This window comes from Vibrio marinisediminis (genome assembly GCF_014050145.1).
In the GTDB taxonomy this organism is placed as follows: Bacteria; Pseudomonadota; Gammaproteobacteria; order Enterobacterales; family Vibrionaceae; genus Vibrio; species Vibrio marinisediminis.
Genome location: NZ_JACFYF010000025.1, coordinates 1 through 21,565 on the forward strand (window position 1 = coordinate 1; position 21,565 = coordinate 21,565).

Here is a 21,565-nt window from a genome sequence, read left to right on the forward strand (position 1 = left end):
CTATCGCTGAAGCCTTATGGCGTCTGCCCTGTCAGTGGATGCGCATTATAGGCAATCGAATTTTAATGGCAACCCCAAAGTGCATTTTTTTTCATTAAAAACGATTAAGTGTGCATACATTAATCAACGCTCTATTTACACCCAACTTTCCCTTACCCTGCCCCCAGCTTATCCACAAAAAGCTGTGTACAACTAATCATCCGCATCAAAAAAGTACGATATCCTCGAACGTGGATTAAGATATTCTTGTACTTTTTCCGGCAGCTTGTTCGGTAATATGGCATTAAGGATTTTTATTTCCTTCTCTGCTAAATCAATAATGGGAGCCTGAGTGCGCGGAACGGCAGGATCATAAACCATGACATTTGGGTAAAGCAGATTTGCCGAGTTCACAGAGATCACCATCCCCACCATGTTATTCGATAGCTGTACGACTGTTCCTGGCGGATAGACACCCATAAACTTGATTAAGATACTTAGGTTCTCATTGTTATAAAGGTGCTTGCAGTTCTTATATAGATGAGAGAGCGCGATATAGGGTATCTTCTGTTTTGCGGTAATCTGATGATGGCACAAATTATCATACGCATTAGCGACAGTGATGATCTGAGTAAAGGTATCAATTTCGTCACCCTTCAACCCCGCAGGGTATCCTGAGCCATCAAGCAGTTCATGATGGTTTGCAATGACGTTAAGCGCACTCTCAGGAAAGCTCTCAATACTATTCGCTAGTTCCACTCCATACTTCGTATGTAAGTTTAAGTAGTTTTGTTCAGGTTCCGTAAGCGTTGTGTGTTTACGTAATATAGCGGTTGGTATTTTGACTTTACCCATATCATGAAATAAAGCAGCAAAAGCCAACTGCTTAATGTTGTCGGCATCAAGCTTTTTTGCCTTGCCAATAAGCATTGCTAAAACCGCAACATTTAAAGAGTGGAAATAGATATCTTCAAATTCTGTTTTGCCATTCATCATGTGCAGCGTGACGTCTTCGTTGGATAGCAATCTATCAACGATATCTTCTACTAATAGTGAGGCTTCATTTACTGCCAGTTCTGGGCGGTTACGAATTTTCGTCATCACCGCTCGCATCCGTGCTAGCGATCGTTCGAATTCTTTTTCACAATTGGCTACACGTCTGCGGTAAGCACTCATTCGCTCGATGCGCTGCTGTTTTTCTTGCCACAATTGATTCGCTCGTTTATCCATTGCTTCATTGGAAGTGGAATCACTCGCCTCTATTGCATCTTGTACTGGCAAAGGGTCAACATCGCTTTGCTGCATATTGACGTAGACATACTTGAGCCCCAAGTGACGAATGATCCGCACTTGTTCATGGGATTTAATTTTGAAACTATTAAAAAGGAAAGGATGATCGTTCCATTTAACCGGCAATCGAACATATAAGCCAGGTTGAATACGATCAACCGTAATTTTGATATTTGCCACGCTTTTAAGCTACCTACCAACCAAAACGTAGCATAGTCTAGCCAATAGATTCTATAAATCTAGATTTACATTTTACAAGTGAGACGCTGATAGAATTTAGACACATTAATTAGTGGTCGCAATGCAGCATCCATCGCACCCCAAATTGGTCTTCCACCTTACCAAATCGCGCCCCCCAAAACGTATCGCCCAAAGGCATCATTATATGCCCTCCTTGGGAGAGTTTATCGAAAAGACGCGCTTGATCATCTAGGTTATCCATCACTAATGACAGTGCAACATTGTTACCCGCTAACTCATTGACAACCATCCCATCCGAAAGCATCAATTTCAAACCAAATGCTTCAATCTCGGAATGCATAATCCAGTCAGGATTCGCACCTTCAATGGGCTGTGGCGCATCACGAAAGTATTGCTTAGTCAGTACCACGCCCTCAAAACAGCGGGTATAAAACTCAAGCGCTTCATTACAACGCCCTGCAAAAAATAGGTATGGAGTAAGTTGGTACATAGCATCCCTTAATAAACTTGTTGTTTTTATTAAGAATAGCTAACTATGAGCAGAAGTAATTAGGACTTTAGTCCTAAGTTAAAAAACGATCGGCTTTACCTATTATTAATTCCGGTGGAAATTCATAATTGCTCAACGTCGCTTTATCATTCAATAGGTTCATTAAGACTTGAACCGCTGATTGCGCCATATCACTAATGGGGAAACAAACTGCTGTCACCGCAGGATATAGTTCTTTGCAACGATCAACACTGTCAAAGCTGACAATGGAAATATCTTCCGGTACTCGCAAATCATGCTCGTGTAGATATTGCATTGCCCCGACCGTCATTTCTTCACTACAAGAAAAGATAGCCGTCAATTCTGGGTGTCGTTCTAATAGCTTCTGTGTTGCGAGATAGCCACTTCGCGCCCCGTAATTACCTTCTTCACACCAAGATTCATTCACTTCGATTCCCGCTTCTTTCATGGTGTCGAGATAGCCTTGTTTGCGCTGTAAGCTATTTTCTCGCCATGTCGGTCCCGTAATACAACCAATCAAGCTATGATTTCGTGCAAGCAGATGCTTCACCGCCATTTCACTCGCTTTATGATGATTGAAACGAATACAACGCTCTTCGAGCGTTGGAACTACACGATCAAGTAAAACAAACGGTGGGTGTTGCTGAGCAAGTTCACATATATCTTCGTCGCTAAGATGCCGACTATGTAATATGTAGCCATCACAACGTAGCGCGTGAAAACGCTCGATTGCGTGCCTTTCACCTTCTTTTGAATGATGACCTTGAGCTGTGATTAAGAATTTAGAGTGGGTATCAAATTCGTTTTGTACTTGCTCCATCATGGCTCCAAAGAATCCACCAGTGTAATACGTTACTAGTAATCCCATCATGTTGCTTGATGATGTGGCAAGCGATCGTGCAATTGCACTTGGTCGATAGTTGAGCTCTGCCATTGCTTGCTCAACTTTCTTCTTGGTTTCCTCTTTAAATTTTCCTTCGCCATTAATGATTCTTGAAACTGTTGAACGATTAACGCCAGCAAGAGCTGCGACATCTTTTATTCTTGCCATATAACCTTCATTAATATTGATAAAAAAAGAGAAAACAGCTGCCAGTGACTAAACGTTAGGGGGAAAAACACTGGCAGCTGCTATGATACACATGGATAGCACTTCTAATAAGTAAGCACCGAGTAATCCGTGACTTGGATATCACGCTCTCTTAAGAAAGAGATAAATTCTGTTGAGGTCAGCGTTTCTAGTTCTTGCTCTCGTTGAGCAAGGTAACTACTCATTGACCTCAATTGAGCATCAACCAATGCAGGGTGACACATGACTTCTAACACATCACACTGCTTCTCATGCTCCAACATCAACTCTTTAGCATGCTGCACTGTGATTTTTGTATCGTAAAATTGCTCAGTAAAATGATAACGACAGCCAAATTCCTCATGACCTGCCAAACCCACACCACGGAGAGGCACACCATATTGCTTGGCAACTTCATACACTATCGGTGCCACCTGTGGATGAGTATGCGCATGATGATGACCATCTATATGACTAAGCTTTAGTCCTAATGCTAAGAAATGCTCAACTTGTGCGACCACTTCTTCATATATTTCGACAGGGTCAAAATCTCGTTTCTGCCAAAAACCAGGAATAGTAGGGAAAAGACCATGCTCATCAACGAGGGATTTATGCTGTGTTAGAGGTTTACCTGCTGTAAATCGCAAATGTAGCCCTATTTTTAGGTCCGGCATGCTCGCAGCCAACGTTACTGCATGCGCTTCTCCTGGCATATCCACCATAAATGTTGTCGAGCGGACCACTCCTTGACGAAAAGCCGCGGCAATTCCGTTGTTCACGCCTTCCGTTAGTCCAAAGTCGTCTGCATTAAAAATGACTCTCATCTTTTCCCCAACTATTCTCTGTTTGACTCACTAACTCTATAGCGTGGTCAATTTAAATTGTGGTAAATACTCCGCGTTTTCACGCAATATGTCGTTCAAAATAGCTTTGGCTCGCTTAATGTCAGGCACAAGTGGGTTATTCGCTAAAGCCATCAATGCTTTGTCGTAATCCCCAAATACCGCCGCCTCAATAGCAAGTTGCTCATAAGCTTTCACTTGATGAAGCAAACCTAGTACGTTGGCAGATAGTTGACCAACCGAAACTGGCTTGGCTCCCCAATTCCCGACCACTGCACTACATTCAATCACAGCATCATCGGGTAGTGTGTTAATTGCACCATTGTTTGGCACGTTAACCACATGAATACCATTGCGATTATTGTAAATTGCATCAACCAAATTTAGCGAAGCATCGGAGTAATAAGCACCACCACGCTCTTCAAGCTCTTTCGGTTTCACGTCAAGATTTTCATCTTGATAAAGCTTAAATAGCGACTCTTCAGTCAACATTACTTGCTCAGCTCGAGTCCCTTTTTCAGCCGCGCTCTCTTTCTCTTCCTGAAGCATCGCATCAGTTTGATAGAAATAACGATGGTAAGGGCAAGGGATTGCACCTAAAGCTTTAAGGAAACTAGGGTCCCATGGCTCTTCAAATATGTTTTTCATACTGAAGTTCGCACCATCGCCAACTTTTTCAATCACTGTGGCTGTGATGTCTTCACCATTTAGCCAAGCTTTATGTACCCATACCAAGTGGTTTAAGCCAGCAAATTCCAACTGCAACTCTTCCTGCTTGCAGTTCATCATTTCCGCCACCATCATGCGCATTGATACAGGCACGTTACACAAGCCAATGCTTTTCACTTTGGTATGCTTATTCACCGCTTCAGACACTAAACCTGCTGGGTTAGTAAAGTTAAGCATCCAAGCATTTGGCGCTAACTCTTCAATATCACGGCAAATATCCAATATTACAGGGATGGTGCGCAGCGCTTTAGCAAACCCACCAGGTCCTGTGGTTTCTTGACCGATAACATCATATTTAAGCGGGATCCGCTCATCGCTAGCGCGAGCTTTCAAACCACCGACGCGAAATTGCGTCATCACAAAATCAGCCCCTTTGATCGCCTCACGGCGATCAGTACTGGCGACAATGTCTATCTCTGCGCCTACTTTTTTTACCATGCGAGTAGCTAATGCACGAATAATCTCAAGTTTGTCCTTCCCTGCATCAATATCCACTAAGTGAATTTCACGTACAGGTAAGAATTCACGACGTTTAATAACACCTTCAATAAGTTCAGGTGTATAACTACTACCACCGCCTATAATGGCGAGCTTAAGAGCACCTCTTGCCATATTACCAACTCCACTATCCAACAGACTTCTGATGTAAGGCGACGATTTCTGTCGCCAACTCGTGAGCAAGAATGGTTGTCATGAGGTGGTCTTGTGCATGCACCATAACCAACGTCATTGGCACTTTCCCTTGACCTTCATCCGCTTCAATAAGTTGCGTCTGCATCAAGTGAGCCTTATTGAGGCACTCTTTACCGAGAGCCAATTTTTCTTGTGCTTGGTCGAAATCATCTTGGCGAGCTAATTTTAGTGCTTCATAGCACAAGCTACGCGCTTCACCCGCGTTGCAGATAATCTCCATCACAACCATTTCTTGGTCCATGTTTCCTCCGAAAATATATAAATTGAATAAACTGCTGTTATCTGATTAAGCTGTCACGCCTTGACGCAACTCGCCTTCTTGTTCTTTTTCGGCACTAGGCTCTTGATCTGCCAACACTTCTTTCTCAAACATTTTGAAGAATGGTAGATATAAGAAGATATCTAGAATGATAAGACCAACCACCAATAATACTGGTGCAAACGTCCATCCACTGCCCCACGAAGCACCAATAATTGCTGGTGTTGTCCAAGGAGCCGTAGCAACAGCCATACCTACAAAACCTAAGTTGACGGCAAAATAAGCAATGGTTGCATTAATAATCGGTACACATAGGAATGGAATAAATAGCGTTGGGTTTAGAACAAGTGGCGTACCAAAAATTACAGGTTCATTAATTTGGAAGAATCCCGGAACTGCACTCATACGACCGATTGCCTTTAAGTGCGCAGAACGGCTAAAGCACATCAAGATAACTAACGCCAGTGTCGCACCAGAACCACCTAGGAAGATGTAGTAATCCCAGAAAGCTTGAGTAAAGATATTTGGAATTGGCTCACCCGCTATAAACGCTTCAGTGTTCATACCGATATTCGTTAGGAAGATAGGAGAAAGTAGACCAACTACAATTGCCGCACCGTGAATACCTGCAAACCAAAGCAATTGACATAGAATCAATGCACCAATAATGGCTGGAAGTGTATTAGAAGCGCTAACTAGAGGCTTGAATGCTTCAAGAATTAGCTCTGGGATCAGCATACCAAATTGAACTTGAATAAAGATACTTAATGGGTAAAGCGTCACGAAAACAACCAGCACTGGCAGTAACACTTCAAAAGAACGTGCAATCGCCGGTGGTACTTGCTCAGGCATGCGAATCGTGATGTTGTGTTTTTTCATAAAGCGATACAGCTCTACCGCAAAAAATGCACACATAACACCAGTAAATACACCTGTTCCCCCCATGTGAGCTGTAGGTAAACCGCCTTCAGTAATAGGCGCAGCCACCAGCAAATAACACATTAGAGCCAGTGCAGCACTGGTAATGCCATCCATTTTGTACGCTTTAGCTAAGCTGTAAGCCACGCCTATCGTAACAAAAACCGTCATTAGCCCCATCGACATATTGAAGGGCATCATCAACCGATCAAAATGCTCAGCTGAAAAATCTAACCACGCTCGACCAAATGAAATAGTGGTATCAGGATCAAACGGAGGAAATACAAAAATCAAAATAAAACTACCAACGATAATAAACGGCATTGCAACAATAAATCCGTCACGCATCGCTCGTACATGGGGTTGATTACCCACTTTTACCGCCAGTGGTGCTATATGCCTTTCGACAAATCCTAATATCGAATCATAAAGCTTCATGGTGTCCATCCTTATTTTTGGCACAAAAAATCCCTACACCATATATATGTAAATATGGCGCAATTACTTTTTTGCTTATTATTTAGTTTTAGTTTTTAACTATTTAATTAATTAGTGCTAATGCCTGATCGAGCACCGCATCACCTTTCATCATTCCATAGTCTTGCGGCGAGATCGCGGCAACGTTTTTGCCATACTCTTCAGCCGCTTTCTTCAACTCATCTAGCTGAAAACGAACTTGAGGTCCTAAAAGACATACATCGTATTCTTTAATCGCATCATTAAAAGCATTCACAGCAAGTGCTTCGATTTGGCACTCTAAACCTCGGTTTGCTGCTGCTTGTTCCATTTTTTTCACTAGCATGCTGGTAGACATACCTGCACTACAGCACAGTAATATTTTTTTCATCGCCCGCTCCTTTTTGATTAAAAATCAACCCGAGGGAAACTGTATCAAAAACGAGCAGATCAAAAAAGCGCAACCGGTTGCACGATTCGTGAAGGGAATCTCATTTTGTGACATTAACTATCTTCTTTGACGCAATTAGTCGTTATCTAAAATGATTATCGAAATTGAAACTAGTTTTTTGAATGACGCAAAATCCTTAACAAGAATTACAATAGCGCGATTGGAAAATATACTAATGAAATTCATTCTTAGCATAATACTCGCGATTAACAGCTCCTTTTTATCTTATTGAATCTGAAAGCATGAGTATTAAAGCAATATTGTAGAATAGGATACGCACAGTAAAAGAAGCCTATTGCTAGTGCTTATTTGAGAAATGAGTTCAAATGCAGAATATCCCTCAACTCAGCCTAGTGACCTAGTGACCTAGTGACCAAGATGTTTAGTTAAGAGGGATCACTTCAGTAAAAAAAGCCGATGAGAATAGCGTCGCTCGAACAGCAGAATGTACATAAAAGCCATCAAGTTCAGTAATCAACCATTCTCGCGCATATAGTAGAGGCACAAATATCGATATTCGGTCAGTTTCAACCATTGAACCGTCCGTTAACTGCACTTCATATGCTTTCGCAGAGATGATACCCACGAGCTCAGCATTAGAGTTGTAAACACCGCCACCACTCATGCCAGACTGAACGGGTGCGTCTGCGAGGCTCGCTGGACAATGGGAAAACAATTCATGATCAATTAAATAGATATCACGATAATATCGTCCCTTGCCAACGAGCGTCTTACCAAACATATTCTTACCTACCGTTGTGACGGGTTGGTAAGCAAAGATAATACCTAATGTGGGTAGCGGCTTACCTGTATTATCTTGCTTGATTAACGCTAGATCGCAGTAAGGGTGGTAAGCAATTACTTCACTATAATCCAATTCAGCAACATGTTTCGCCGTTATGCTCACCTCTTCAGTTATCGGTACACTGGTACCATGACCGCCGACAAGAAGCGGTATACCCACAGGCAAGTAATTCACATAAGGAGTATTATCATCAGCATCATCTAATACGCCATTGGAGGTAACACACCCTTGAATGGACGCCATTAAAACAAGTATTACCAGTGCGCGAATTAAAAACATCGATAAAATCTAGTTCACAATACATAACTCAAATGTAGTACTGATTCATTCATCAATAATAAAATCGATGACATTTACACAGAATCACTCGCTCACTCTAATCCCCTAGTTATCTAAACTAAGTGAAGAAGTCATTGAACAGCAGTTGCTTATTTGTGATTTCACCAAGATAAATGTTATGAAGAAAAAAGGATGATGAGGAGTAAACGCGTAGATAGACCATGAGGTGAATGAAATGAGAATTGCTGTTATAGGCTTAGGTGATATCGCAACCAAAGCGTATCTGCCGATATTGACTCAAATGGAAGGGATTGAATTAGTTCTTTGTACTCGCCATGAACAAGTGCTTACGCAACTAGCGCGTAAATACCGAATCAATGCGTATTGTACTGATTATAGACAACTGCTAAACCTCAATATTGATGCTGTGATGATCCACTCAGCCACCTCAACCCATTTCGACATCGCGTCGTTTTTCCTCAATCATGCTATTGCGACCTTTGTGGATAAGCCGTTAGCCGACAATTTTCAGCACGTGGAAAAACTCTACGAGCTTGCTGAAAAAAACGCATCACCTCTTTATATCGGATTTAATCGACGTCATATTCCACTCTTCAACCAACACTTACCCAACCTTCAGCAAGGTCAGGTTCAGGACATACTCTCATTTCGATGGGAGAAAAACCGCTACCAATTGCCTGGCGATCTGAATACTTTCGTCTTTGATGATTTTATTCACCCTCTCGATAGCGTCAATGTTACAGCCAAATCATCGTTAGAAGAGGTCCATGTCGTCGCACAGCGCCAAGGAAAGCAACTGGCGAGGCTCGATGTACAATGGCAGCAAGGACAGTCTATTTTCCACGCCTCAATGAATCGCCAGTTTGGAAACACAACAGAACGAGTGCAAGTCTGTTTAGAAAACAAAACCTATGAGTTCGATTCTTTTGTTTCTGGTGTGCTCTTAACCAATGAAGAGCAATGCAAGATCGCCGAGAAAGATTGGACACCAATGTTAATGGGGAAAGGCTTTCATTCCATGCTCGAGGATTGGTTTAATGTCGTGAGAGCAAACAAGTTGGCAAGCCACACGATTGATCGCAATTTGGCTAGCCACCAACTTGCCGAGCAGCTCTACCAAAAGATAAAGAAAGAGATAACGCATTAAATTAAGTTAAGTTAAACAATACTTTGCGCTAAAGATGAAATGAGCCTGTCGGGGCTCATCTTCGATGCTGCTACCCAAATTTAGATACACATATCTCAGATACAACAAAGCCCCGACGTGAGTCGAGGCTTTATCGTTTAAATATGGTACCGGTAGGCGGACTTGAACCGCCACGCCCGAAGGCAACGGATTTTGAATCCGTCGTGTATACCAATTTCACCATACCGGCATCTTTAGGCTATTGCCCTTTGATGTTTGGCATTATACGTAACAACACGTATCGTGCAAGTGCAAAAGACTGAAACCCCTATCGTTTGCTGATAATTTCGCCACAAAGCACTAAGCTGTGCGCAAGCTCTCTTTTCACGGGGGAAGCGAAACATTATCCTGACGCCTAATTTATTATTTGAGTGACTAGAATGACTACCCACCAGCCACTTCCACCAGCGGGCTTACTACGCCGACTTGGTGCTCTGTTTTACGATAGCTTAATTATTATTGCGATTGAAATGATGGCAGCTGGCATCGTCATTGCGGTGCTGCATGCATTGATGGCAATGAATGTACTTAATGTCGCCCCTTATGTGGATGTGAGCGACCTATTGGGCAACCACCCTATTTGGAGCCCGGTGTATACATTTTACCTTGCTGTCGTGTGGGTGTACTTCTTTGTTTTTTTCTGGACTCGAGCTGGGCAAACACTTGGTATGCGCGCGTGGAAGATACAGGTACGCAATTTAGATGGTGGGCGAATCACCATCACTCAGGCTCTAATCCGTTTGGCGACGTCGGGTTTCGGTCTAGCAAATTTAGCGGTACCTTTCGATCCTCAAAAACGAGGTTTCCATGATATATGGGCAAAAACCCAAGTGGTGGTATTAGCCAAAGCACAATAGAAAGCGGTAAGATCAAAAAAGGAAGGCATTGCCTTCCTTTTTCTATTTAATATGCGAAGTGATCAATCAACTCTTAGCTCTTGAAGCATCGCTTCTGGTAAGGCTAATTCATCATTCTTATTCACCGCAATACCAGCCTCAATAATCGCCTGCGCAATTAGCTTCGCTTCATCTAATGAATGCATTGCTGCGGTACCACATTGGTACTCGTTAAGCTCTGGTATTTTATTTTGGTCCACCACTTTTAGCACATCATGCATAGCTGCTAACCACGCGCTGGCGACCTGCTGCTCGTCTGGCGTACCAATCAAGCTCATGTAAAAACCGGTACGGCAACCCATTGGTGAAATATCGATGATCTCAACTGAGTCACCGTTTAAATGGTTACGCATAAAACCGGCATATAGGTGCTCTAGTGTATGAATTCCCTTTTCAGATAAGATCTCTTTGTTAGGTGCAGTAAAACGCAGATCAAATACCGTAATGGTATCGCCTTTGGGCGTGGTCATAGTTTTAGCGACACGAACCGCTGGTGCATTCATACGTGTATGATCAACGGTAAAGCTATCTAGTAGTGGCATCGTCCCTCTCCTGCTGATTAAAAAAACCAGCTTCTATTGTTTTCCAACTCCTGCCGACACTGTTTAAGCTGCCAGCCATAATCCTTTGCTTGCTGCTCAACTTTACGAGCGATTTTGATTAATGAAGGCTTACCTTGGTAGGTTTTACGCTTGTAACCACCTCGACCTTCATGGTACGCCAAGTATTGATTGTATGGGTCCCACTTCGATATACCGAGTTGTTTTTGCGTCTCACTGGTGTACCAACCAATGAACATCATTGAATCATCAAAACTGGTACGAGAGCCGCCGTGGTCGGTCGCCTTTTGAAAGTCTTCCCATGCGGGATCCTGCGCTTGCGCATAACCATAAGCGCTGCTCACTCGTCCCCATGGAATAAAACCTAACAGGTAATCTTTGGGGGGTCTAGCATCATGACGAAAACTACTTTCTTGCTTCACAAACGCCATAGCAACGTTGATTGGGGTACCCCACTCTTCTTGCATATCGACTGCATCATCATACCAACTCGGATTTTCTCGAAATATTGAACAAATATTGCTTTGATTGGCAGGCGGTGGCGTAGCACAGCCAGCAATGCTGGCTACACTAACAAGTAGAGTCAGTTTTAGAATCCGTTCTTTGGACATAGTTACTGCTTCAAATAAGAAAAATAATCCGCTAAAAAGTCATCGAAGTTTAACGTATCAGATTGCTCTTGCGCTCGCTGAGCAGCAGAAGAGCGAGCAACCTCATCTTCCATCGTTTTCTCGTCATACTCACGATATTGATGCGCAAGATGCTGCTCAATGTATTGACGACCTAATGTACGACCAAGCGCGCCTAATCCACCATGAGATTTGGTATCCGCCAAGACTTGCCCTGAAAGAGTAAGTTCTGGGTTATCAATCCACGAGATAAGCTTATTGCACACCGCTTGATACTTTTCGCCACCTAAAGCTTGATCCATCTTTTCAGCGACTTGCATCAACTCAGCGAATACACGCTTTGCCCACGCTTGCAGTGATAATGTCTCACCTTTACAGCCGATTTGTAGCTCCAGACCGACTTGGCGACCTTCGAGAACCACTTTGTTCCAGTTTTCGCGCCAACATGCTTGTTCACAAAAGTCCATTGGCTCTGAGTCACTTAATGCAGCCCAAGTCAAAAACAGATCAAGGAAGCGGACTTGATCTTCATCGATGCCAATTGCGCTGTAAGGGTTCACATCCAATGAGCGAACTTCTATGTACTCAACACCACCACGAGTTAATGCTTCCGATGGTTTTTCGCCATTTTCAGTCACTCGTTTAGGTCGAATCGGTGCATACAGCTCATTCTCAATTTGCAGCACATTGCTGTTAAGTTGATGATATTCACCATCCACTTTGACACCCAACTTAGCGAACTCTTCCGAAGGCGTGCGAATAGCACTGTTTAGCCCTTCCAAATATTCGTCAATACCATTAAAGCCAATTTTAAGCGTGCTCTGTTCGCTACTGGTATAACCCAGATCACTGAGGCGCAACGAGGTGGCTTGAGGCAAAAACAGTGTCTGACCAATATTCTCAAATGGCAGGTTCGTTTCACGCCCTTTGATAAATGACGAACACAGCGCTGGAGAGGCACCAAAAAAGAACGGAATTAACCAACCAAAACGGTAGTAATTACGGATCAGCGCAAAGTAAGCCTCTGATTTTGTATCTTGGCGAGCTGATGAATCTTGTTCGCCGTACAGTGTATCCCAGAATGAATCTGGGAATGAGAAATTGAAATGCACACCCGAAATGATCTGCATTAAGCTACCGTAGCGGCGCTTTAACCCTTCACGGTAGAGGGTTTTCATTTTGCCTGAGTTCGATTCACCGTACTGTGCAAGGTTGATGATGTCTTCATCTGAAACATAGCAAGGCATTGACAGTGGCCACATCTTTTCACCATCCAATTTTGTTTGGGTGAAGTGATGAATGTCCTCGAGCTGTGCTAATAAGGTATCAATATCGTGTGAAACTGGGGTAATGAATTCCAACAAAGATTCTGCGAAATCCGTTGTGATCCATTTATTGGAATAAGCCGAACCTAAACCATCTGGGTGTGAGGTGGTCGCCAGTTTACCACCTTGTTTATAGCGAAGTGTTTCTCGTTCCACACCACGACCAAAGTTTTTAAATACTTCGGGGTCGCGTGCGACTTTCTCTAAACGCGCAGCAAAATCTGTCAAAACTGAGTCGCCTTAATCTGTGGTTCATAGCTATATTCGGAGTCTTATAGTATGAACTGGCTTAATACATACTGTAGGGCGATATATTCCGCCCTACTAACATGCTTCTTTAATGTGTCCTTTACTGGACAATTTCAAGCTCTTTGATAGGAATCTGTAATGATTCTAGCTGTGGTTTTAACTTTTTAGCATCACCCACAACAATGATTTGATAGTCTTCTGGATTAAACCATTTCTTAGCCAACGCATCTAGTGCCTGCTTGTTGACCGTCTCGACAATTTCGTTTCTTTGTTGAAGATAATCTTCTTCCAAGCTAAAAGTTAAAATCGTGCCGAGTAGTTGTGTTTTCTGTGATGGCGTTTCGTATTTCAATGCGTCTTGTTGACCGACAGCCAAACGCATAAAGTTTAACTCGCTATCGGTTAACCCTTGCTGGCTAAATTGCTCAAGTTCCTTTTGCATTTCAACAATGGACGGAACGGTCGCATCAGCTCTTACTTGCGCAGAGAACACTACAGCACCGACTTCTCTGTTTGATGCCAAATAGCCACTTGCACCATAGGTATAGCCTTTGTCCTCTCGTAGATTTTGGTTCAAACGACTATTAAAATTACCCGCTAAATTAAAGTTCGCTAGTTGAGTTAAATATACCTCGCCAGTAGCGTCAAACGGTAAGCCTTGGCGAACCATACGGACAATACTTTGTGGTGCGCCAGGTTTATCAATAAGATAAACACTTTGCCCAGAGATAGGCGTAACCAATTGTGGATTCAGTAGCGGCGCAACATCACCTTGCCAGTTTTGAATAAAACCTAACTGCTCAGTAACACGGCTTTGCGATAAATCACCAACCACCACGATCTGTGCCCCTTGTGGTGTGTAGTGCTGACGATAAAACGCTTTCACATCATCTAATGTCAGTTGGCTTACCGAAGCTTCAGTGCCATCACTTGGGCGTTGATAAATTGAGCCACTAAATAGTACTTGTCGCGTCGCTTGGGATGCTAACCAGCTTGGTTGTTGGTGCTGATAGACCAAACCTTCTAACATTTGCTGCTTAACACGATCGAAATCTTGCTCATCAAAACGCGGCTTAAACAACACTTCATCCACAATGGCGAGGGTTTGCGGTAGGTTTTTCTCTAAACTAGCCAAAGAAATCGTGGTGGTGTAGTTACCCGCATTGATAGCGACACTACTGCCTAGCTTATCAAGCCGAGCTTGCAGCTCCTCAAGGCTGGAATGTAGCGTCCCTTCTTGCATCATTGCTGCAGTCAGGTTAGCGATGCCCTCTTTCCCCTTTGGCGCGTAACGCTCACCAGCAGGGAAGCGGATATCCATTTGTACCGTTGGTGTTTCATCGCTAATCGTTCCCAATAATTCAGCGCCATTGTCAAAGTAAACGCGGTAAAGCTCTGGCATTTCTGCTTTTACTGGCTCAGCAACTTTAGGCATTATCGAACGATCGAAACTATCTTGTGGACGACGGTAGGCTAAATCATCCTCAGACACTTGAGCGTAATTGGGCAGTGTCCGCTTTGGCGTAGTAAATGTACTTGGAGAGACTGCAAAATCTAATTTGCCTTTTGGCACCACGCTTAATGTCACTTTGTGATGGCCATTGACGTATTTTTCATACGCCGCCATTACCGATTCCGGTGTAACGGCTCGAATACGTGCAAGCTGACTTTGTAACCTATCAGGCTCGCCATAGAAGGTTTCGTTGGCAGCCAACTGTGATACTTTACCCGTGACACTTTGCAGAGCAAAAACGGCAGATGACTCCGACATACCAGTGATTTGCTCCAAACGAGCTTGGCTGATACCTTGCGCTTCAAATCCCGCTAAGATCTTCATCATCTCTTGATACAAAGGTTGTAGCTGTCCTTTATCTCCCGATGGTGCCATCGCGTAGATATAAAAATTGCACGCTAATTCAGAGCAATCTTGGAAAGCACCTGCATCAACGGCTTTTTGTGTCTTAACCAGTTTTTGATAAAGCAACGAGTTAGCACCGCTACCTAAAGCCGACGCCAATGCGTTTAGCGACATTTCATCTTGATGACCGCTGTACTGTGTTGGCCAGCCGATCAACACCATAGGCTGCTGAATGCGATCTTCCAGCGTAACGTATTTATCTTGAGTCAACACGGCAGGTTGCTTTTTCGCTTGGATCACTTCGGGTCCGCGCGGGATCGAACCGAAGTACTGATTTACCCACTCTAGCGTTTGATCAACATCGATATCTCCACCAATGGTCAGTACCGCATTATTAGGGCCATACCAGCGCAAGAAAAACGCTTTAAGATCGTTGACGTTAACACGATCAAGATCTTCGACATAACCGATAGTTTGCCATGAATATGGGTGACCTTCTGGATAGATAGCTTCACCCATTTTCTCCCACATCAATCCATAAGGACGGTTATCGTAGTTTTGTGCGCGCTCGTTTTTCACCGTATCGCGCTGAACTTCAAACTTACGTTGTGAAACTGCATCCAATAAAAAGCCCATACGATCAGACTCTAACCACAGCATTTTTTCTAACTGGTTTGCTGGTACAGTTTCATAGTAGTTGGTTCGATCGCGATTCGTGGAACCATTCAAGCTACCACCCGCTTCAGTGATCAAACGAAAGTGTTCTTGATCACCCACATTCTCACTGCCTTGAAACATCATATGTTCAAAGAAATGTGCAAAGCCTGACTTTCCGATCTCTTCACGTGCTGAACCAACATGGTAGGTCACATCAACATGCACTAACGGATCGGAGTGATCCGGCGATAGGATCACCGTTAAACCATTTTCAAGTGTGTACTTACTGTAAGGAATCGTCGCTTTACCGGATATAGCGTCGGCTTCTTCTACAAGAGTGACGCCCGCAGGCAAAGACGAAAAAAACGGCACGGAATAATCGAGATTTGAGGTGCAACCGAATAGCGCTGTAAGAGAAACGGCACCTAATAAAAACTTTCTCATCGTATTTCCTTAGAAAAAACCGTAGAACAAAGCAGCCAGCAAAGAATAGCGAAAGGCTTTACCAATAAGAATTAACCAAAAACTTGGCCAAAATTTCATTCGGAGCCAGCCGGCTGCAAGACATAAAGGGTCGCCAATGATCGGCAACCAACTGAAAAACAAAGACCAATAACCATATTTTTTTAGCCATTGAATAGCTTTATGACCGTGTTTTTCGTTTTGAGTTCGATTAGGTAACCAGAGACCTAGCCAATAGTTCGTTAAGCCGCCCAAGGTATTACCGAGTGTGGCGACTAATATAACCATAGCTGGAGAATATTGATTTAGGCTCAAAGTGGCAATTAAACCAGCCTCTGAGCCACCGGGTAATAAGGTTGCACTAAGAAATCCGCTAAAAAAAAGAACCCAAAGTGCTGAATCAGAAAACCATAAAGCGATAGATTGAAACGCGGTATCAAACGTTTCTAGCATTGCATATCCAACAAAATCTTTCCTCTTGTATGCCCTGTTTCCATTTGTATATGGGCATCAACTACCTGATCCATTGGGTAGACGTGATAAATTTCAGTTTTAAGTAAACCAATGCTGACTAAGTAAAGCATCGCATCAAGTTGTTCTCGATTTGGATCAACTAACATGCCTGTCGCTTCAAAACCGAGTAGTTTGGCTTTTTCACAAATAAGTTCCGCGCTCAATGTCGGAACGGTGACAACCTTTGCCCCATCTTTCAGACATTTGAGAGCATCCAACGCGGCATCTCCACCGACTAAATCAACCAAAGCATCTGCCTCTTCAACTCGCTCAGAAACAGGCGCAAAATGGTAGTTAATCGCATGCGCGCCTAAGGTGGCAAGATAATCCAGATTGGCTTCGCTACAAGTAGTAAAGACTTCGGCTTTTGCCGCTACCGCAAGCTGCACGGCAATATGCCCCACGCCACCCGCCCCCGCAAGGATCAAAATGCGCTGCCCTTCTTGCACGGAAACTTTATCTAATGCCTGAATGGCAGTTTGCCCCGCAAGAGGTAAAGCCGCGGCGGCCTCAAGAGTGACAGAATCTGGTACCAAACTTAAAGCACTTTCTAACACGGTAACGTATTGGCTGTAACCACCACCTTGCAATGGAAAACCAATAAAACCCGCGACTTTATCACCCACCTCTAACGCTTCGACACCTTCACCACAGCGATAAACCGAACCAGAGACATCGTATCCGAGTACCCATGGCAGATTCTCTCTGTTTTGCGCGGCTGCCCAACCGAGTCCTGCTCGCGTTTTTACATCAATTGGATTCACCCCAGCAAAAGCGACTTTAATCACCACCTCACCGCGCTTTGGCTCTGGCACTACTGAGCGTTGGATTGTGAGCACCTCCGGCTCGCCAAATTGTGGGATCACCACTTGTTTGTTTTCCATACCATCCAATCCTTATTGATGTAAAAAAAGGGATGCCGAAGCATCCCTTTGAATATATAACATTTTGTTTGCTTAGGTTAACCACTTGATCGCAATTTAACCAAGTTGTGTGCTACGCATTAGGACGCAAATTCGAGCCTATTAACCAACCAGAGCAAGCAAAATACCCGCAGCCACGGCTGAACCGAGAACGCCTGCAACGTTTGGTCCCATCGCGTGCATTAATAGGAAGTTTTGTGGGTTAGCTTCAAGTCCCACTTTATTCACTACACGTGCAGCCATAGGCACAGCGGAAACACCAGCGGCACCAATCAATGGGTTAATATCTTCTTTCGAGAACTTATTCAACGTCTTAGCCATCAAGACACCGCCGGCTGTACCTATGCTGAATGCCACCGCACCAAGACCAAGAATACCTAAGGTCTCTAAGTTGAGAAACTCTTCTGCTTGCAGCTTAGAGCCCACACCAAGACCTAAGAAAATGGTCACAATGTTAATCAACTCATTCTGTGCCGTTTTAGATAGGCGCTCTACCACGCCAGCTTCGCGCATTAAGTTACCTAAACAGAACATCCCCACTAAAGGTGTTGCAGAAGGTAGGAACAAAATGGTCATCATCAGAACCGCGAGTGGAAACAGGATCTTTTCTGTTTTGCTCACGTGGCGCAACTGAGCCATTTTGATCTTACGCTCTTCCGGTGTAGTCAACGCTTTCATGATTGGTGGCTGAATAATCGGTACCAACGCCATATAGCTGTATGCTGCCACAGCAATAGCACCTAGCAGATCCGGCGATAGCTGGCTTGCGAGGAAAATAGCCGTTGGACCATCTGCCCCACCGATAATCGCAATCGATGCTGCATCTGGCATACTAAATTCCATACCCGGTACGTAGTTAAGCAAAATCGCGCCAAACAAGGTCGCAAAAATACCAAACTGTGCCGCAGCGCCTAACCATAACGTTTTCGGATTAGCTATCAGCGCTCCAAAGTCGGTCATGGCACCTACGCCCATAAAGATCAACAATGGGAATACACCCGAGTCGATCCCAATATAATAAACATAGTAGAGCAGACCGCCAGGCTCGGTAAATCCAGCATTTGGGATATTAGCCAAGATGGCACCAAAACCAATAGGCAACAACAGTAAGGGCTCAAAGCCCTTACGAATCGCTAAAAACAGCAAAGCACAACCAACCGCAATCATACACAGTTGGCCAAACTCAAAGTTAGCAATACCGGTTTCAGACCAGAGAGTTAATAATCCTTCCATGGTACTCCCTTACGCTAAGCTCAATAATGGTGCACCAACAACAACTGAATCACCTTCTTTGACATGAAGATCTTGTACGACGCCACCACGAGCCGCTCGTACTTCAGTTTCCATCTTCATCGCTTCAAGAATCAGCAATACATCACCTTCAGCAACTTCAGCGCCACTTTGAACTATCACTTTAAAAATGTTACCAGCTAACGGTGCTGGTACCGCTTCAACATTTCCTGACGACGCAACAACAGGCGCAGCTTTAGGTGCAGAGGTAGCAGCAACAGAAGATAATTGACCCTGTGGACCAACTTCAACGTCGTAAACCTGACCGTCAACTTTCACGCTGTAGGTTTCGATACCGCCAGTCGCCACTGCAACCACAGGTGCTGGAGCTGCTTCTTCTTTACCAGGAGCTGGCTCAAACGCATCAGGATTGCGGCGATTCTTAAGGAACTTAAGACCAACTTGTGGGAATAACGCGTATGTCAGTACATCGTCTACCGTATCTTCCGCAAGAGAAATACCGTCTTCCTTCGCTTTGGTCAGCAATTCATCCGTTAGTTTGTCTAATTCCGCTTGCAGCAGATCGGCTGGGCGACAAGTGATAGCCTCTGCCCCATCCAACACTTTTGCTTGCAGTTCAGCATTCAATTCAGCCGGTGCAGCGCCATATTCACCTTTTAGAACACCAGCCGTCTCTTTGGTAATGCTCTTATAACGCTCACCCGTCAGCACGTTGATCACCGCTTGAGAGCCTACAATTTGTGATGTCGGAGTAACCAGTGGGATATAACCAAGGTCTTTACGTACGCGAGGGATTTCTTCAAGAACCTCATCAAGACGATCCGCGGCACCTTGCTCTTTTAGTTGACCTTCCATATTCGTCAGCATACCGCCAGGTACTTGAGCGATCAGAATACGTGAATCGACACCTTTAAGCTGCCCTTCCCATTTGGCGTACTTCTTACGAACATCGCGGAAGTAAGCTGCGATTGGCTCAATTTGGTCTAAGCTCAAGTTAGTATCGCGCTCAGTACCTTGTAGCATTGCTACCACGGTTTCTGTTGGCGTATGACCGTATGTACAGCTCATCGAAGAGATTGCGGTGTCGAGAATATCGATACCAGCTTCAACTGCTTTTACTGCTGTTGCAGTTGAAAGACCAGTGGTTGCATGGCAATGCAGTGCCAAAGGAACATCACAAGAAGCTTTGATACGAGTGATCAACTCTTCCGCTTCATAAGGTTTAAGCAAACCAGACATATCTTTGATACAGAGAGAATGGCAGCCTAAGTCTTCTAGACGCTTCGCTAAATCAACCCAAGTATCCGTATTGTGCACTGGGCTAGTGGTATAAGAGAGAGTACCTTGCGCGTGCGCTCCCACATCCACCGTTGCTTTGACCGCTTTCTGGAAGTTACGCACATCGTTCATCGCATCAAAAATGCGGAATACATCCATGCCGTTCGCATGGGCGCGCTCGACAAATTTTTCTACTACATCATCGGCATAATGACGGTAGCCTAATAAATTTTGACCACGCAAAAGCATTTGCATTGGCGTGTTTGGCATCGCTTTCTTCAATTCACGCAAACGCTCCCAAGGATCTTCCCCTAAGAAACGGATACACGAATCAAATGTTGCGCCACCCCATGTTTCCAGAGACCAGTAACCGACTTTATCCAACTCTGCGGCAATCGGTAACATATCCTCGATACGCATACGCGTAGCAAATAACGATTGATGGGCGTCACGAAGTACCACATCAGTGATAGCTAGTGGTTTAGACATGCTCATTAACTCCTTTTAATCCTTTAATGCTATTTCGCAGCTGAGGTTCGGTACTGATGTACCGCGGCAGAAATTGCCGCAACGACCTGTGGGCTGACAGCAGAAGATGTTTGAACTGGTTTTTTCTGTGCTGGTGTGGCGATTGGCTCTGGCACTTCTTCTGGCACCAATCGAGACATTAACCGAACGAGGTATACAAGAATTGTAAGGAATATAAATACGACCGACATCCCTGTAATCATAAGGGTGGCAGCGTCCATCAATTGGCTTCCAATATTATCCATTTTGCGTCCTTTCTTTGTCATCCTGACAATAGCCTAAGCGATTGAGCTTCTTATGTATGAAACTTCTAGCTTATTGCGTGGCTGTGCCTTTCGGCACATCTTATTGCCGACAGATGCATCCTATGATCCCGACAAGAGGACTAGGATTATCTCGATTGGTTAAACTTTGTCAATTTTGTTTAAGGCACTCTTTATGATATTGCACAATTCTAGGGAAATATTCGTCACACAAATCACATAAAGCTGGATTACTAACAGTTAAAAGAACAAATAACTGTTGTTTATGCCACGTTATTCGAACTTAACGTACTTTGCTGCGATAGGCTTAAAAGTTCTGAAATTAGCAATTAAAAAACAAGACGTTGTATATGGAAGGTAACAAAAATGAAAATATTTTGTTAATAAAAAAGCCCCGCATTTCTGCGAGGCTTTAGAAGGTGGTGCGCCCTGGAGGATTCGAACCTCCGACCGCCTGGTTCGTAGCCAGGTACTCTATCCAGCT

20 protein-coding genes and 1 tRNA gene are annotated in these 21,565 nt (G+C 44.0%); 2 read left to right on the forward strand and 19 right to left on the reverse strand.

The features are described 5' to 3' along the window. Window positions 1-192 precede the first annotated feature (192 nt). The 9 genes from H2O73_RS19575 to H2O73_RS19615 form a co-directional block, all read right to left on the reverse strand. Window positions 193-1,449 carry a cyclic di-GMP phosphodiesterase gene (locus H2O73_RS19575; RefSeq protein ID WP_182110613.1) on the reverse strand — a complete coding sequence of 419 codons (1,257 nt, stop codon included), beginning with the start codon at window positions 1,447-1,449 and terminating at the stop codon, window positions 193-195. 109 nt (window positions 1,450-1,558) lie between these two features. After that, complete coding sequence (locus H2O73_RS19580; RefSeq protein ID WP_182110614.1) at window positions 1,559-1,960, reverse strand: VOC family protein; 402 nt, start codon at window positions 1,958-1,960, stop codon at window positions 1,559-1,561. A gap of 73 nt (window positions 1,961-2,033) precedes the next feature. Beyond that, window positions 2,034-3,032, reverse strand: a complete 999-nt coding sequence (locus H2O73_RS19585; protein ID WP_182110615.1) for a LacI family DNA-binding transcriptional regulator — start codon at window positions 3,030-3,032, stop codon at window positions 2,034-2,036. A gap of 104 nt (window positions 3,033-3,136) precedes the next feature. Continuing rightward, window positions 3,137-3,874, reverse strand: coding sequence for a chitin disaccharide deacetylase (gene chbG / locus H2O73_RS19590; protein ID WP_182110616.1), 738 nt, complete (start codon window positions 3,872-3,874; stop codon window positions 3,137-3,139). A 36-nt stretch (window positions 3,875-3,910) separates the two neighbouring features. Continuing rightward, complete coding sequence (locus tag H2O73_RS19595) at window positions 3,911-5,233, reverse strand: 6-phospho-beta-glucosidase (protein WP_182110617.1); 1,323 nt, start codon at window positions 5,231-5,233, stop codon at window positions 3,911-3,913. A 13-nt stretch (window positions 5,234-5,246) separates the two neighbouring features. Further along, a complete protein-coding gene (locus H2O73_RS19600) occupies window positions 5,247-5,555 on the reverse strand; it encodes a PTS lactose/cellobiose transporter subunit IIA (protein WP_075709053.1) in 309 nt (102 codons plus the stop codon). A gap of 45 nt (window positions 5,556-5,600) precedes the next feature. Further along, a complete protein-coding gene (locus tag H2O73_RS19605) occupies window positions 5,601-6,929 on the reverse strand; it encodes a PTS sugar transporter subunit IIC (protein WP_182110618.1) in 1,329 nt (442 codons plus the stop codon). Between the two features lie 103 nt (window positions 6,930-7,032). Continuing rightward, window positions 7,033-7,338 carry a PTS sugar transporter subunit IIB gene (locus H2O73_RS19610; protein ID WP_182110619.1) on the reverse strand — a complete coding sequence of 102 codons (306 nt, stop codon included), beginning with the start codon at window positions 7,336-7,338 and terminating at the stop codon, window positions 7,033-7,035. Window positions 7,339-7,780: 442 nt separating this feature from the next. Next, complete coding sequence (locus H2O73_RS19615) at window positions 7,781-8,482, reverse strand: S1 family serine peptidase (protein WP_182110620.1); 702 nt, start codon at window positions 8,480-8,482, stop codon at window positions 7,781-7,783. A gap of 235 nt (window positions 8,483-8,717) precedes the next feature. On the opposite strand from H2O73_RS19615, the gene H2O73_RS19620 reads away from it, so the two are divergent. Continuing rightward, on the forward strand, window positions 8,718-9,650 hold the full coding sequence (locus H2O73_RS19620) for a Gfo/Idh/MocA family protein (protein WP_182110621.1): 933 nt from the start codon (window positions 8,718-8,720) through the stop codon (window positions 9,648-9,650). A gap of 144 nt (window positions 9,651-9,794) precedes the next feature. On the opposite strand, the gene H2O73_RS19625 is transcribed toward H2O73_RS19620, so the two are convergent. After that, a tRNA-Leu gene (locus tag H2O73_RS19625) sits at window positions 9,795-9,879 on the reverse strand. A gap of 190 nt (window positions 9,880-10,069) precedes the next feature. On the opposite strand from H2O73_RS19625, the gene H2O73_RS19630 reads away from it, so the two are divergent. Then, window positions 10,070-10,546: an RDD family protein gene (locus H2O73_RS19630; RefSeq protein WP_182110622.1), complete on the forward strand. Its 477-nt coding sequence runs from the start codon at window positions 10,070-10,072 to the stop codon at window positions 10,544-10,546. Between the two features lie 62 nt (window positions 10,547-10,608). Here the strand turns inward: H2O73_RS19630 and luxS are convergent, their stop codons facing one another. From luxS to H2O73_RS19675, 9 genes are all read right to left on the reverse strand, one after another. Further along, on the reverse strand, window positions 10,609-11,127 hold the full coding sequence (gene luxS / locus H2O73_RS19635) for an S-ribosylhomocysteine lyase (RefSeq protein WP_182110623.1): 519 nt from the start codon (window positions 11,125-11,127) through the stop codon (window positions 10,609-10,611). 17 nt (window positions 11,128-11,144) lie between these two features. Beyond that, complete coding sequence (locus tag H2O73_RS19640) at window positions 11,145-11,756, reverse strand: transglycosylase SLT domain-containing protein (RefSeq protein ID WP_182110624.1); 612 nt, start codon at window positions 11,754-11,756, stop codon at window positions 11,145-11,147. 2 nt (window positions 11,757-11,758) lie between these two features. After that, window positions 11,759-13,327: a glutamate--cysteine ligase gene (gene gshA / locus H2O73_RS19645; protein WP_182110625.1), complete on the reverse strand. Its 1,569-nt coding sequence runs from the start codon at window positions 13,325-13,327 to the stop codon at window positions 11,759-11,761. Between the two features lie 121 nt (window positions 13,328-13,448). Next, window positions 13,449-16,307, reverse strand: coding sequence for a M16 family metallopeptidase (locus H2O73_RS19650; RefSeq protein WP_182110626.1), 2,859 nt, complete (start codon window positions 16,305-16,307; stop codon window positions 13,449-13,451). 9 nt (window positions 16,308-16,316) lie between these two features. Next, window positions 16,317-16,778 (reverse strand): YqaA family protein, encoded by a 462-nt coding sequence (locus H2O73_RS19655; RefSeq protein ID WP_182110627.1) that lies wholly within the window; start codon window positions 16,776-16,778, stop codon window positions 16,317-16,319. Beyond that, window positions 16,772-17,722: an NADP-dependent oxidoreductase gene (locus tag H2O73_RS19660; RefSeq protein ID WP_182110628.1), complete on the reverse strand. Its 951-nt coding sequence runs from the start codon at window positions 17,720-17,722 to the stop codon at window positions 16,772-16,774. The genes H2O73_RS19655 and H2O73_RS19660 overlap by 7 nt, the downstream gene beginning before the upstream one ends. A 141-nt stretch (window positions 17,723-17,863) precedes the next feature. Continuing rightward, a complete protein-coding gene (locus tag H2O73_RS19665; protein WP_182110629.1) occupies window positions 17,864-18,994 on the reverse strand; it encodes a sodium ion-translocating decarboxylase subunit beta in 1,131 nt (376 codons plus the stop codon). A gap of 9 nt (window positions 18,995-19,003) precedes the next feature. Next, window positions 19,004-20,779, reverse strand: a complete 1,776-nt coding sequence (gene oadA, locus H2O73_RS19670; RefSeq protein ID WP_182110630.1) for a sodium-extruding oxaloacetate decarboxylase subunit alpha — start codon at window positions 20,777-20,779, stop codon at window positions 19,004-19,006. A gap of 29 nt (window positions 20,780-20,808) precedes the next feature. Then, a complete protein-coding gene (locus H2O73_RS19675) occupies window positions 20,809-21,063 on the reverse strand; it encodes an oxaloacetate decarboxylase subunit gamma (RefSeq protein WP_182110631.1) in 255 nt (84 codons plus the stop codon). Between the last annotated feature and the right edge of the window lie 502 nt (window positions 21,064-21,565).